This is a genomic window from Alishewanella aestuarii B11 (assembly GCF_000280055.1).
GTDB classification, from domain to species: domain Bacteria; phylum Pseudomonadota; class Gammaproteobacteria; order Enterobacterales; family Alteromonadaceae; genus Alishewanella; species Alishewanella aestuarii.
The window spans coordinates 195,225-209,573 of the sequence record NZ_ALAB01000002.1; the positions used below are offsets into that span (position 1 = coordinate 195,225).

Here is a 14,349-nt window from a genome sequence, read left to right on the forward strand (position 1 = left end):
CGATATAACATTTTGAGCCAATCCTGGAGTTAAGGACCAATGATCAAGCAGAGTGCGATAGCCCTAACCATAGCAGCGGCCTTGCATAGCGCCACAGCACAAGCCAATACCATTAGCGGTGTAGTGAAAGATCCTAAAGGGCAGCCCGTTGCCAATGCTGAAGTTGATGTTATTGGCGCCGCGGCCAAAACACGCACTGACGAATTTGGTCGCTTTACATTGCGCAATGTACCAGTGCGGGAAGTAGAGTTGCATCTGGCGGCCCGTCGTTTTGGTCACAGCAACGTGAAATTATCTGTTCCGGCAGCTGGGTTAACCGATGTGGAACTGCAGCTGACGCCAAGCAGCTTTGAAATTATTGATGTCACGGCCAGCCCGTTACATGCCTCAGTAACAGAATCCGCCCTGCCAGTCAGCGTGTTAGCAGGTGATCGGTTAAAGATGCAACAAACTACCTCGCTGGGCGATACGCTGAGTAAAGAAGTTGGTGTGCATTCGAATTTCCATGGCGGTGTTACCAGCAGCCCGATTATCCGTGGCCTGGATGGCCCGCGGGTACTGATTATGCAAAATGGTCTCGATGCCGGTGATGCCTCACGTATCGGCCCGGACCACAGTGTGGCGACAGAAACCAGTACCGCAACCCAAATTGAAGTATTGCGCGGCCCGGCGACCTTGTTCTATGGCAGTGGCGCCATCGGCGGTGTAGTCAATGTGGTCGATGATCGGATCCCGACAGATAGCACGCCGCGTGCTGAGTGGCTCACCGAGCTACAAAGCGTCGACTCAGCGAAGCTGGTTGCCGGCTCACTGGTTAATGGCAATCAGGATTATGCGGTTTATCTGGATGGTTTCTGGCGCGACAGCATTAATTACAAGGCACCGCACGATTGGATGCACCGCCAGGACGAGCACGATCATGATCACGACCATGCTGATGAGCATGATGAGCACGGTCGTCGCATTGCGAACACCTTCAGCACCAGCAAAGGCTTTACCGTTGGTGGCAGTCGCTTGTTAGATAATGGCTTTGTCGGGCTGTCATACGGTCGTTTAGAGCGGGAATATGGTATCCCTGGTCATAGCCATGGTGGCGAAGAAGATCACGCTGAGCATGACGAAGAGCTGGTCTATGCCGATAAAAAGCAGGATCGGCTGCAGCTACAAAGCGAGCTGTTTTTTGACAATCCCTGGCTACGTCAGCTGAATAGTCGTCTGGCCTATACCGATTATCAGCATGCTGAGATTGAAGACGGTTTTGTCAGTACGGTGTTCCGCAACAAGAGTCACGAAGCCCGTTTCGAGTTATTCCACCAGCCGGTATACGACTGGAAAGGCGGCCTGAGTCTGCACTATAAATTCAGCGATTTCGAGGCGGTTGGCAGCGAGGCCTTTACGCCACCATCTGAATCTACCATGTTGGCCTTGGGTTGGATGGCTGAGCGTCATTTTGGCCCGGTATTGTTGCAGCTGGGCGCCCGCGCTGAACGGGTAAAGATTAGCGCTGACCGGGTGCTGCTGCCGGAACTGGACATTCATGGCCATGACGATGACCATCACGACCACGATCATGACCATGATCATGGCGGTGTTGAGATCATCCGTGTGTTTGGTGTCGAGAATAAATACACGCCAGTCAGTTTATCTGCCGGTGTGGTCTGGGACTTTGCTGAGGGATATAACCTTGGTTTATCCTTATCCCAGGCTGAGCGGGCGCCGAGTGCGGCTGAGTTGTTCTCCTTTGGTCCTCACCTGGGGACTCGCAGTTATGAAATCGGCTCGTTATTCCGTCTCAATGCCGATCGGGATGGCTTTGAGTTAAACCGGGACGGCTTTGAGTTAGAAAAATCACGCAATCTGGACCTGACGTTCCGCAAGTTTGGTGGTGATTTTGGTTTAGTACTAAATGCCTTCTACAACCGGGTTGATAATTACTTCTATCAACGTAACACCGGCTTATTTGCCGAATATAGCCACCAGCACGAGGATGAGCATGATGGTCATGACCATGGCGATCATGATCATGGTGGCCACGACCATGGCGGTGAATTGCCGGTTTATCTGTACGTTAACGAAGACGTTGATTTGCACGGCTTTGAAGCTCAGTTTATCTGGCAAATCAGCGCACCGTATCGGCTGACCATTCAGGGCGACTATATTCGGGCCCGGCTGCGCGCTGGTGGTGAGTTACCACGCACACCACCAATGCGTTTGATGACCGAGCTAGCGTATCAGGGTAATCATTTTGATGCTGATCTCAGTATCAGCCGTTACTTCCGGCAGGATAAAATCGCTGAATTCGAGCAGGCTTCTGCGGGGTACACCCTGGTTGATGCCAGTGTGAGCTATCGCTTTAACTTAGGTTCGCAGGATCTGGTGGCGTATCTGAAAGCGCAGAACCTGACCGATGAGCTGGCGCTGGTTCATACCTCCTTCTTACGTGACATCACACCACTCCCAGGTCGTAGCTTTGCTATTGGCCTTAGAGGTTCATTCTAACTTTAATCAACAATTAGGGGCCCTGGCGACAGGGCTCGAGTATCAGAGGAAGACACTATGCGTTATCTAACACCGACCCGGACTGTTGCCGTGGCCGTAGCCGCAGCTTTGCTTGCGGCTTGTGGAGATACGACAATTAATATTAACGAGCAGGAGCCGATTGTTATTGAGCGGCCGGGTCATGATCATGACCATGATAAGGTGAATCCGGTAGGCCGGTTAGTGTTAACCGCGATTGATAACCCTTTCGTGCAAATCTTAGAGTTACCCGCTAAAACCGAACTGAACACCTTTATGGTCAGTGCGACACCCAGTGATCTTTATGCCAGTGGCGATTACCGCTATGCAGCTGTGGTACAACGTACCCAGGATCTGGTGAACTTTATTGATGGTGGTTTATGGCAGGAAGACCATGTCGACCATCTGCATGATTATCAGGAAGCGCCACGTTTTATGCCGTTTCAGTTAACTGGCGTCAGACCGACACACTTTCAGCAGGCTCCGGGCCAATTGGCGGTATTTTTCGATGGTAATGCCGCAACAGGTGCGCCTGCCAGTGTCGCGGTGTTAACCGATGCTGATATTGGTGAAGATCGCACTGACTATCCGAAATTAACCTTAACGACTCACCAGCATGGTGCAGCGCAGGCACGGGGTGAGTTTTTAGTCAGTACTCTGCGCGATGTAAACAGCAGCACTACCCTGCCAAGTCAGGTGGCACTGTATAAACGTCACGGTGATCATTTCCATCAGGAACAAGTCTTTGCCGAAAACTGCCCTAACTTACACGGCAGCGCACAGAATCATGATTTTGTGGCCTTTGGTTGTTCGGATGGTGTATTGCTGATTGAACAGAATGGAAATACCTTTACTGCCAGTAAGCTGGCGAATACCGCCGACTTTACCGGGTCGCTGCGTATTGGCACCCTGGTCGGTGACAAAGAGGCAGAGCATTTTATTGGTTTAGCAGGTGCTCAGGTGTTCGCGATTGACGCTGAAGATGTCAAAATGGAAAAGCTGGATTGGCAGCCAGGTGCCGCTAACGCGATCTGGGGCTATGGCTTTGCCGATGGTGCTGAGAAGTTTGTCCTGCTGGATAACACCGGCCAACTGACCATTTTTAACTACCATGGTCATGCCCACGCTGGCCAAAGTGCCTTTACCTATGCGGCTAAAGTTGCAGTATCGAACGCTGATCTGAGCCTGTTACCGGCAGGGGCCCGTTTCCAATTAGCGATTTCGGCGGCCGATGACAAAGTTTATATCACCGATCCGATCCGCAAAGAGCTGATTACGGTGGATGTGCATGATGCAGAAATCAAAAGCCGCAAACAGCTAAACTTTACACCACACCGTATTACGTGGCTGGGTATTGCTGAGCCGGCAGATGATCATCACGACCATTAATTAACACCCTAACTTCCTGGTGGGTTTGGCCGCTGCAACTGCAGCGGCTTTTTTATGGTGCGCCGGGCATGGCGCGCAGCGCCTTGACCGGCGCTATCTGCTGACTGTGGTGGTTAGCAGGTGACTTGGAGGTGAAAGTCCTCTTCACACCGGGCAAGGGGAAGTGTTAGCCGAACGGCAAGGGTGTTCACCGCGAGGTGAAATCTGAAGGAAGCCGAAGGCAAAATGCTGGCCTGACGAACAGGAAGCGGTTTAGGCGTGGCAGCAGGGTGAGGTGGCATATATCACTAAAGCCCAATACTTGCACGGAATGCTGCAACGTAAAGCCGACAGGCATAAGCAGGAAGGTCGCGCGAATTACCCCGGGAGGTCTGATGGTCTGCCAAAGTGCTACTGACATCGGAAGGTGTTGGGACGGGCCATCAGAAGTCAGCCGAGGCCGTAGTAGTGCTGAAAACCGACAGCATGAAGGGCTGAACATGTTTAACCGCGATTAGGACATTGGACCTCGATGTTGATTGATGATGCACAAGCGCAGGAAACTGCGGCCATGAATAGCAGATGCGAGCAGAACTCGCCGACGCTGCATTATGGTGCTGAAATTAACACGGCGGCCAATGAGCGAACGAAAGCGGAAGTACCGTTGACGATGGAAGCGGTGATAACCCGAGATAACCTGATGCTGGCGTATCAGCGAGTGGTGGAAAACAAGGGTGCAGCAGGGGTTGATAACCTGAGTGTATCGGCGTTGAAGCCGTGGCTGAAAGCACACTGGCCAAGTGTCAGAGAAGCACTGATAACGGGGAGCTATCTGCCACGGAGGATACGCAAAGTCGATATTCCCAAGCCAAATGGCGGGATAAGGACACTGGGCATACCGACCGTGGTAGACAGACTCATCCAGCAAGCGATAGCGCAAGTGCTCACCCCTCATGTTGAGCCCGGATTCTCACACTCCAGTTATGGCTTCAGACCAAACCGCAATGCATGGCAAGCTGTGCGCCAAGCGCAGCAATACATCCATAGCGGCAAGCGCTGGGTTGTGGATATGGATTTAGAGAAGTTCTTTGACCGGGTAGATCACGACATCCTGATGTCGAGGTTAGCCCGAATTATCAAAGATGGCCGGTTACTCAAACTCATCCGCCGATACCTGAAAGCAGAGATGGTAGATGAGCAGGGTGTGTTGAAACGCGATAAGGGTATGCCACAAGGCGGACCACTGTCCCCACTGCTATCAAATATCCTGCTGGACGAACTGGACAAGGAACTTGAACGGCGCGGACACAGCTTCTGCCGCTATGCGGATGACTGCAATATCTATGTCAGTAGTCAAAAGGCAGGCGAGCAGGTACTTTGCAGCATCAGTGAATTCTTAGAGAAAACATTGAAGCTGCAGGTGAATGAGCAGAAGAGCGCGGTCGCCAGGCCCTGGGAGCGTAAGTTCCTGGGATACAGCTTCACCAAGCACCAGGTCGTGCGACTGAAAATTGCGCCAAGCAGCGTAGACAGGCTGAAAGTTAAAATCAGAAGTCTGACTACGGGAAACGGCTCAAAGTCAGTGGCAAAGGTTATCAGTGAATTAACACCGGTGCTGCGAGGATGGATAAGCTACTTCCGCCTGACTGAAGTCAAAGGCGTGCTTGAGGAGCTGGATGGTTGGATAAGGCGCAAACTACGTTGCTTGTTATGGCGACAATGGAAGCGACCTTACACCCGAGCCACAAAGCTAATGAAAGCGGGTCTTGATGAAGTCAGGGCGTGGGTGTCAGCTTGTAATCAACGTGGAGCGTGGTGGAACTCGGGAGCCAGCCACATGAATCAGGCATACAAGAAAAGTCTGTTCCAGAAAGCTGGACTAGCATCACTGCTGGATTGCCACCGGCAGTTCCAGTGTTAACATGAACCGCCGTATGCGGAACCGCACGTACGGTGGTGTGAGAGGACGGCGGGAGTGATCCCGCCTCCTACTCGATTTGCGCTTTATCCCAACGGCTACGTTGTTGTCAGCCTTTGCCGGGTTTCATTTGCACAAGCACCGCTGGATTTTCAGGTTAATTTAATCTAAACACTGTGGCTTTTTCATCTTAGTCAGACCGTTTTGTTCATCGCAGCGCTTTAATATGCACAGCAGTTAACAACAAACTTGGTGCCTGCGGAGTCGGGCCTGACTAAAAAGGTAAAACGATGAAAACAGCAAAATTATCATTCTTTACTGCCAGTTTTTTACTGGCCGCCGCAGTGCAGGCGGCACCCGGTTATAAAAACGTCATTACCGAAGCTGAACTGCAGGCCGCACAGCAGGCCTGGGGTGAGGCGCTGATCAGTATTAGTCAGGCTTATCAGCAAGGTGGTCGCGACCAGGCGACCAGTCGGGCGCGCGAGGTGCTGGATGCGGCTTATGGCTATAACCTGGGCCCGGTATTGTTTAAACCGACGCTGGCCAGCGGTGAGCAGACTTTCCGCACCAGCTACGATGGCGCCCTGGCATACTTTGTCGGCGGTAACAGCGCCTTTGCTGATGACAGTGGTTTTGCCCTGAAAGGCTGGCAAGGTTATCAGTTCCGCAATGCGGCGGTGCATATTAACGGCGATCTGGCGTTGACGATGGGGCATGTGATGCTGACCAATGCGGCCGGCGAGGTGACCACTGTCGATAAAACCTGGGGTTTTAAAAAAGATGACCAGGGTGCGCTGCGGATCGTGTTACATCATTCCTCCCTGCCTTTTAGCGCAAACTAAAGGCAACAACATCCCCTCCTGAGTTCCCATCATGGCTTTTGGCTGGTAAGGCGCCTCTGCTTACCAGCCTTTTTTGTCGCAAAAGATAACAGCCCGTGACAGCAGAAGGCTAAGGTTTACTCGGCCTGCAGGCAATAGCCCAGACCGCGGCGGGTGTGTAACAGTTTTTGCGGATGGTGCTCGTCCACTTTTTTACGCAGCCGGGCCATATACACATCCACGATATTGGTCAGCGGATCTTCGTTCAGCCCCCAAACATTGGTCAGGATCCGCTCGCGGCTGTAAACTTTACCGCTATTAGCCATCAGCAGCTCCAGGATCGCCAGCTCTTTGGCGGTAAGCAGTAAATCACGGCCGGCCCGCTGCACCCGCATGGTGTCTAAATCTAACAGTAAATCGGCAACCTGCAGCTGACGGCTTTGTACCGGGCTTAAGCCCCGTTTGGCCAGACTTTCAATCCGGGCTAATAATTCCTCGAAATGAAACGGCTTGCCGAGGTAGTCATCTGCGCCACAGCGTAGGCCCTTTACCCGCTCTTCAACTTCCGATAACGCCGATAGCATCAGGATGCGGGCATTAACCTGCTGGCTGCGCAATTGCTGACAAAGGGTCAGGCCGTCCACCTGCGGCAGCATCCGATCCAGCACGATGATATCCGGCTCGAACTGACGTACAGCCTCCAACACATCCCGACCATTGGTAATTACCTGCGTCAGATAGCCCTCAGCCTTCAGGCCGCGGGCCAGAAAAGCGGCAACCTTATCATCATCTTCAACGATCAGAATCTTCATCATTCACTCCCGGAAACAGCGGTAAGGTTAGCGTTACGCAGGTACCACGCGGTTGGTTCGCTGACAGGCGGATGCTGCCATCATGAGCTTCCATAATATCTTTGGCAATACAAAGGCCGATACCCAGGCCATCCGGCCTGGCCTGTCGGGCGGCAGAGCTGCGGTAGTGACGGGCAAAGACCTGGGCGATTTCATCCGGCTGGATCCCGATACCCTGATCCGCCAGCGTCAGCTGTAACTCGGTCTCAGTAGCACAGAATTTCAGATTCAGCGCCGGACTGTCTTTGGCATATTGCCGGGCGTTATCGACAATAATACGTAGCACGGCAGAAAATTTTTCGTCGTCGACCAACAGGTAAAGTGGATCGGCCGTGCGACCTGAAATATCAGTATGTAGTGGCACCGCGGCCGGTAACCATTGCTGTATCGTGCTGATACTTTGCTGAATAAACTGTGCCAGCGGTTTGGTATGCAGCTGTACCTGACGCAGGCGATCCTCACCGCGTGCCAGCAGCAGTAAGTCGTCAATCCGACGGCTAAGTTGCTGGCTGGCACTGAGGATCCGGCTAAAGGCGTCCTGATAGTCGCTGGTGCTTTTCGGCTGACCGCGTAAGCTGATTTCTGCCTCACCCTGAATACTGGTCGCCGGTGTTCTCAGCTCATGGCTAATGTCTGCTAGCAGTTGCTTTTGTCGGTACTCGGCCTGATGTAACTGGTCCAGGGCCTGCTGTAACTGACTGGTGCGCTCGGCAACCAGTTGCTCGGCCGCCAGCTGGCTTTGTTTTTCGCGTTTGGCATAGTCAGCAATATAGCCGGACATCAGATTAAACTGGCGCGCTAGTTCAGCAAATTCGCCCGGGCCCTGCTCAGCAATGCGGTATTCAAAATGCCCCTGCTGCAGCTGCTTAGTGCCATCCAGCAGCGATTGTAGTGGCCGGCTTAACGCGCGCGCCAGATAAAAACCCAACATAACCGCTAGTATCAAGCCCAGTAGGCTAATCAGAATAGTGGTACGTTTGACACTTTGTACTGCTCTCAGAGCATCGCTTTCGGTGCTTTGCGCCCGCTGACGTTGCCCTGCGATAGCTTGTTGCAGCAATTCTGCCAGATCGGTGTCCTGAATTTTATCAAATAAACTGATTAGTGCGGTCCAGCGTTCAGCATCATCTTTGTAGCGGGCAATTTCGCGGGTTTTCAGGGCCTGTTCTAGCGTTTGCAGATTGGTTTGCAATAGTGAAATCACCTTAACCTGCTGCATAGTATGTTGTAAGTCGGTTTCAGTGGTGTGGTAAAGTTGATCGCGAATGGCCAACTGCTCTAACGTTGTCAGTTGTTGCTGCATTCGAGCAAACAAAGTGTCACGAAACTGGGTATTAGCGTCTTCTGTAAGCAGGTACTCGGCTAGCCATACTTTCAGTCTCTGCTTGTCCGCACGTAATGAAATAAATTCCGCCAGCATTTGGTTGGCGACCCGGTTGCGTTCGGTATGGAACTCGGAATTTTGCTGTGCCCAAAACGCCATGCCCGCCTGCAGCAGAATAATGCTTAGCAGCACACAGAGCGAGACTGCCAACTTTCGTAAAAACATGCTGCGCTGCCTATCTGGTCAATTTAGCGATCAGTATAGAGCTTTCAGTGAGGCGGATCATGAAAATCAGGTTAACGTGCTCAGTCTTGCCAAACCGGATCTAAAGTCAGTAGCAGGCGAGGTGCTGCCAGTGCCGGTGAGCGATGGCTAATGGCATAGGTGGCCATATTTTCCCAGCCACTGCCTTTAAGGAGTGCGACATCAGCTTGCTGTAGCTGCTGCCCCCGGGCGTTGTTGTAACGCCAGATCGGCGATAAAGTCGTCCTTACCCGGCGCATCCTGCAATTGCTGTCGCAGGGCGGCCTGGTTGAGTTGCTGGCCAATAAACACCAGTTCCTGCCGGCAATCGCCAAAGGGATCATGAAATTGCGCTAAAATTGCAGCCTGCGATTCGGCATCGTCCGGCCACTCGTCGCGCGGTACCGCCTGCCAGAACAACCTGGCCATGCCATAGCGGGCAATGCCACCGGCCTGATGCCATATTCTTCGGTTTCTGGCGTATGCTCACCGCGTAGCTCCTGTAACCAGCCTGGCGCCTGCGCCGCCTGCCGTCTTCATGTTCAAAGGTAAAGGTTTCGGCAATCGGCAGTGGCTCGGAAATCCCGGTCGATTCAATTACCAGATAGTCAAAACGCCGCTCTTGCGCCAGTTTGCCAATTTCCAGTAATAAATCTTCGCGCAGGGTGCAACAAATACAGCCATTGCTCATCTCGATCAGCTTTTCTTCGGCACGGTTCAGGCTGACTTCTTTATTAACCTGGGCGGCATCAATATTGATTTCACTCATATCATTAACGATCACCGCAATACGCAGACCATCGCGGTTATGCAGAATATGGTTCAGTAAGGTGGTTTTACCGGCGCCGAGAAAACCGGATAACACCGTTACAGGTAATGCTGTGGTCATGGAATAGCCTGTGCGTTGCTTTGCAATGTTATAGTATATCAATTATAACCTGCCTGAGTGGCAAGTCTATAGCCAATAGATTTCGCGATAGCGGCTTAGCAAAGACCGAGTAAACAGACTAATCAGGGGAAATGGTGCAAATCTACGCCCACAAGTAGCAGATCACTGTGCCAAGGGAACTGGAGCAGCAGATATGAATTAAGTTAGGTGGACTCCGCTTCACACTGTTAGGGACATAACATTGAGCGGTCAGCATTCTGACGGCGATCTTAACCCAATCGCTCTTTCAGCCGAGTCACAATATCCCGGCGTTCATGGATGATACCGATAATCACTGGTTTGGGGGATGCACCCTGTATATAAAAAATATAGTGGTATCGGTATTTTGCCACTAAAAGGTGAGGGAAAGTGCTTGAGAAAGATCTACCTGGTAGCGCTTTGGTAGCAATGGCATGGAAGGCCTCTTTAAGGCCGTCCCGGTACTGTTTCAGCATGTCGCTGCCCCAATGGTCCAGGGTATAGCGTGCCACTTCCAGCAGGTCTTGTTCTGCGTCGGCGGTAAGCACATAGGGCAGCATTGTTGTTAACCCTTTTCCCGTTCAGCCTCGGCAAAAATCTCGTCAACCGTGCGGGTGGCAAACTTACCCTGTTCGGCAGCCTGGATGCGCGGCGCCAGAAAGGTTTCCAGCGCTTTCAGGGCGCTTTCTTCATCACCATTAGGCAGTGTGCGCTCAAGTACATAGTCCTTGATGGATTTGCCTTGCAGGGCTGCGGCGGCTTTCAGGCGCTGATGCTGTGCCGGGGTAACTTCGATGGAAAGGCGCATGGGGAGCTCCTCGTCGCGATAAGGGACTTATGCCAAGTATAGGTTGGCTGTAGCAAATGTTCAATAGTAGACATTTGTTGTTTTGTTGGCAGCCAGATGAATATGGTTATTGTGCTGCCGTAAGATAAATTCAGTGCCCAGTGCTTTAATCCCGCCAACATTGATTTGTATAGCTCTTTGTAATAGCGGGTGAGTAAAGACAGGGTAATTAGATTAGTTATTGAGTCTGTTTGGCTTTTCTTTTAGGTCTGCCTGTTGATGTGATTATTGGTGTGAATGCCAAGGTGTTTGCTCAGGCGCAGGGCGTACCCTTTGTTAATGCAGCAGGTGAAGCCCTGACGCCGGCAACAATGCATTACTATTTTACTTTTGTTTCAACTTTTGTATTGGCTGCCGTTGGCGCCTAGGTGACTAAAATCATCTAATAACTCCGTTTTCTATGGGGTTATGATAGATAGATTTAGCGGTAAAGCACTGCGACAAATTGTCGCAGTGCTGGAACTACTCGGTGTGAGCCGCAGGGGACGTTGAAGGGAAGGTGCTTACTGCCTTGTTTGTCTTAATTGCTGTCCAAGCTGATAAAACTCACTTTGCGTTGACCAATTTGGCCATTGCCCGCTATTGGCTAGATCTTCCAGTACCAAATAATGCAGCTGAGTGTCTTGCAGTAAGGCACCAAAGTCCCAATCCGGGGTAAAGATATCATCCGGCGTATGGTAGCGCGCCTGAGTGGCTTGCAAAGCCGCTTCACCTACCGCTTTTCCACCCTGCAGGCTGTCGGTTCCCGGCCCCATAAAGAGTCCTGGAATACCGACCTGGGCAAAAGCAAACTGATCTGAACGGTAGAAAAAGCCTTTTTCAACTTCAGGATTGCCTATCACCACCCGTTGCTGCTTAGCGGCCTGAAATCTGACAACATCATCCAGCTCGGATTGTCCTAAACCGATGATCCAGATATCACGGGTTTCGGGCACTGGGAGTAGGGCATCGATATTAATGTTAGCGACAATCTGTGCTAATGGCACTGTGGGATTGGCAACATAGTGCTTGGTACCGAGCAAGCCTGATTCTTCCAGCGTGATCACTAAAAACAGCACTGAGCGCTCAAAACCGCCCTGAGCAACGGCTTGCTCTGCGATAGCTAACAAGGCGGCAACCCCACCGGCGTTATCAATGGCGCCATTGTAAATCGCTAGCGCCCCATCCTCTTTTGGAATGGCTCCGAGGTGATCCCAATGCGCGGTTACCACTAACCATTCGTCTGCACGGCTTTTGCCGGGTAAGGCAGCTAACACGTTATTCGAGCGGCCGGTCTGCACATCTAGCTTGATGCTGGCACTCAGCTGATGGCCTTCCAAGGCGACCGCCTGAAAACCTGGTTGGGCGGCACGGGTCTTCAGCGCCTGAAAATCTAAACCGGCGCTGGCGAATAACTGCTCAGCACCTTCAGTAGAGAGCCAGCCGATCACCGGTGTTTTGGCACTTTGATTATTGGCTAAATCAAATTGGGCGCGCTGCATCATATTTTGCACCACATTAAAGCCATAACCGGCAGCTGCGGTATCGTGCACAATTAAACAGGCTGCGGCTTGTTGCCGGGCACATTCTTCATATTTGTAGGTCCAGCGGCCATAGTAGGTCATCTCCTCGCCTTTAAATAAGGCGGGATCTTTACTGGCAAAGCCTGGATCATTTACCAGCACGATAACCGTTTTACCTTTGGCATCCAGTGCCGCGAAATCATGCCATTGATACTCGGGAGCAACCACGCCATAGCCGGCAAACATAATATCGCTGGCACTCAGATTTACCTCTGTTTGCCCGGTACGGGAGCTAACCACGATATCTGTGCCTACCTGCGGTTGCCAGCCATTAGCACTGCCGGTTAAACGGACTTGCGGCTGACCGATATTCGTGACCTGCATATAGGGTACAGCCTGAGTAAAGCTGTCATTATTACCGGCTTGTAAGCCCAGTTGTTGGAATTGTTGTACCAGATAATCGACGGTAAGAGTTTCGCCCTCGGTACCCGGCTGGCGGCCTAAAAAGGCATCACTGGCCAGTTGTTGGATATGCCGGCTTAACTGCTCAGCCTGAAATTCAACCTGTGCTGTACTTTGATGGCCACCGGCATTTTGCGACAGGCTGGGTTCGGGGGCTTTGCCGCAACCGGCAATGATTACAACCGCACTAAGTAGTGGTAGTACAAAATGTTTTTTCATCAAAACTCCTGCTCAAAGGTTTCTGCAAAACGAAAGGCTTGCCCTTGCGGCTGCCCCTGCACCTGATCACTGTGCATCACCAGTTTGCCGTTAATTAGGGTAGCAATAGGCCAGCCGGTTACTCTTGTACCATGATAGGGCGTCCAACCGACTTTACTGGCAATCCAGCTGTTGTCGATCTGACGTTGTGCCGCTAAATCAACCAGCGTTAAATCGGCATCATAGCCCACGGCTAGCCGGCCTTTGCCGATTAAACCAAAGATCTGTGCCGGATTGCTGCTGATTAAATCAACCAATCTTAATAGACTCAGGCGCCCTGCAGCAACGTGATTCAACATTATCGGCAGCAGGGTTTGTACCCCGGTCATACCGCTGGGAGAATCCGGATAGCTTCTGGCTTTCTCTGCCAGTGTATGGGGGGCATGATCGCTACCGAGGATATCGACAGTGCCATCGCTGATCCCCTGCCACAGCGCGGCTTGATGCCAGGCTTCCCGTACCGGCGGATTCATCTGTGCCAGGCTGCCTAATTGCTGATAGCAATCCGGTGCCACCAGTGACAAATGATGAGGCGTGGTCTCGACCGTTAGCCAGTGTTTAAAGGCTGCCAGATACTGCATTTCCTCCGCGGTCGACACATGCAGGATATGCAGCGGGCGCCTGGCTTGCTGGGCCAGTGCCACAATTCGTTGTGTGGCCAGGAAGGCACTTTCGCTATCGCGCCAGACTGTATGATTACAAACATCATTAGCGGTTAACGGTTTGCGTGCTCTTAAGCGCGCTTCATCCTCGGCATGGATCGCTACCCGCCGCTTACCATCCTGTAAAATGCTTAACAGCAGTTCGTCTTGCTCTGCCAGTAAGTCGCCAAAGGAGCTCCCCATAAATACCTTAATACCGGCACAGCCCGGTAGCTGCTCTAATTGGGCTAATTGTCCCAAATTTGCGGCGCTGCCACCGATATAAAAGGCATAGTTGCAGTAGCTGTTTTGGGCTGCGATATCGAGTTTCGCTTGCAGGCAAGCGGCAGACAAGGTCAGTGGATTGGTATTCGGCATCTCGAAGAAGCCGGTAACGCCGCCCAACACAGCGCCCTTACTGCCGTGCGCAATATCTTCTTTATGGGTTAAACCCGGTTCACGAAAATGCACCTGCGTATCGATAGCGCCGGGTAATAGGTGCAGACCAGTGGCGTCCAATTGTTCGGTAAAGGTCCAGCCGCTGGCGCCGATAGCGGCAATCTTGCCGGCAACCACCGCCAGATCTGCCTGAATAATGCCGGCCGGTGTGACCAGCTGTCCATTCCGAATCAAGAGATCGGCATGTTTTTGCTGTATTTGTTTAAGAAAAGCACTTGCCATCAAATT

The 14,349-nt window shown here is 52.0% G+C and carries 12 protein-coding genes and 1 pseudogene; 5 read left to right on the forward strand and 8 right to left on the reverse strand.

Going from position 1 to position 14,349, the window contains the following annotated elements:
• Positions 1-39: 39 nt before the first annotated feature.
• From AEST_RS01805 to AEST_RS01820, 4 genes are all read left to right on the forward strand, one after another.
• Positions 40-2,499, forward strand: coding sequence for a TonB-dependent receptor (locus AEST_RS01805; protein ID WP_008606644.1), 2,460 nt, complete (start codon positions 40-42; stop codon positions 2,497-2,499).
• Positions 2,500-2,556: 57 nt separating this feature from the next.
• Positions 2,557-3,906 carry a hypothetical protein gene (locus AEST_RS01810; protein WP_008606646.1) on the forward strand — a complete coding sequence of 450 codons (1,350 nt, stop codon included), beginning with the start codon at positions 2,557-2,559 and terminating at the stop codon, positions 3,904-3,906.
• Positions 3,907-4,417: 511 nt separating this feature from the next.
• A complete protein-coding gene (ltrA, locus tag AEST_RS01815) occupies positions 4,418-5,806 on the forward strand; it encodes a group II intron reverse transcriptase/maturase (protein WP_039924848.1) in 1,389 nt (462 codons plus the stop codon).
• 287 nt (positions 5,807-6,093) lie between these two features.
• Entirely contained in the window at positions 6,094-6,648 is a 555-nt protein-coding gene (locus tag AEST_RS01820) for a hypothetical protein (RefSeq protein ID WP_008606650.1), read from the forward strand.
• 116 nt (positions 6,649-6,764) lie between these two features.
• On the opposite strand, the gene AEST_RS01825 is transcribed toward AEST_RS01820, so the two are convergent.
• The 6 genes and pseudogenes from AEST_RS01825 to AEST_RS01845 all read right to left on the reverse strand — a co-directional run bounded on the left by AEST_RS01825 (position 6,765) and on the right by AEST_RS01845 (position 10,760).
• The gene (locus tag AEST_RS01825) at positions 6,765-7,442 is read right to left on the reverse strand and encodes a response regulator transcription factor (RefSeq protein ID WP_237709321.1); all 678 of its coding nucleotides are present in this window, start codon (positions 7,440-7,442) and stop codon (positions 6,765-6,767) included.
• Positions 7,420-9,027, reverse strand: coding sequence for a sensor histidine kinase (locus tag AEST_RS01830; RefSeq protein WP_008606653.1), 1,608 nt, complete (start codon positions 9,025-9,027; stop codon positions 7,420-7,422). The genes AEST_RS01825 and AEST_RS01830 overlap by 23 nt, the downstream gene beginning before the upstream one ends.
• 80 nt (positions 9,028-9,107) lie before the next feature.
• Positions 9,108-9,305 carry a DUF1826 domain-containing protein gene (locus AEST_RS16930; protein ID WP_238534534.1) on the reverse strand — a complete coding sequence of 66 codons (198 nt, stop codon included), beginning with the start codon at positions 9,303-9,305 and terminating at the stop codon, positions 9,108-9,110.
• A pseudogene (locus AEST_RS17490) lies at positions 9,229-9,934 on the reverse strand (GTP-binding protein). Before AEST_RS17490 ends, AEST_RS16930 begins: the two are co-directional and overlap by 77 nt.
• Before the next feature lie 269 nt (positions 9,935-10,203).
• A complete protein-coding gene (locus AEST_RS01840) occupies positions 10,204-10,512 on the reverse strand; it encodes a type II toxin-antitoxin system RelE/ParE family toxin (RefSeq protein ID WP_008950315.1) in 309 nt (102 codons plus the stop codon).
• Positions 10,513-10,517: 5 nt separating this feature from the next.
• Positions 10,518-10,760, reverse strand: coding sequence for a type II toxin -antitoxin system TacA 1-like antitoxin (locus AEST_RS01845; protein WP_008606656.1), 243 nt, complete (start codon positions 10,758-10,760; stop codon positions 10,518-10,520).
• A 230-nt stretch (positions 10,761-10,990) separates the two neighbouring features.
• On the opposite strand from AEST_RS01845, the gene AEST_RS01850 reads away from it, so the two are divergent.
• Complete coding sequence (locus tag AEST_RS01850; protein ID WP_008606657.1) at positions 10,991-11,167, forward strand: hypothetical protein; 177 nt, start codon at positions 10,991-10,993, stop codon at positions 11,165-11,167.
• Positions 11,168-11,302: 135 nt separating this feature from the next.
• Here AEST_RS01850 and AEST_RS01855 read toward each other — a convergent pair whose 3' ends face one another.
• Together AEST_RS01855 and AEST_RS01860 are read right to left on the reverse strand one after the other, a co-directional pair.
• A complete protein-coding gene (locus AEST_RS01855) occupies positions 11,303-12,982 on the reverse strand; it encodes a M28 family peptidase (RefSeq protein WP_008606659.1) in 1,680 nt (559 codons plus the stop codon).
• Entirely contained in the window at positions 12,982-14,343 is a 1,362-nt protein-coding gene (locus tag AEST_RS01860) for a dihydroorotase (RefSeq protein WP_008606660.1), read from the reverse strand. Before AEST_RS01860 ends, AEST_RS01855 begins: the two co-directional genes overlap by 1 nt.
• Positions 14,344-14,349: the final 6 nt, after the last annotated feature.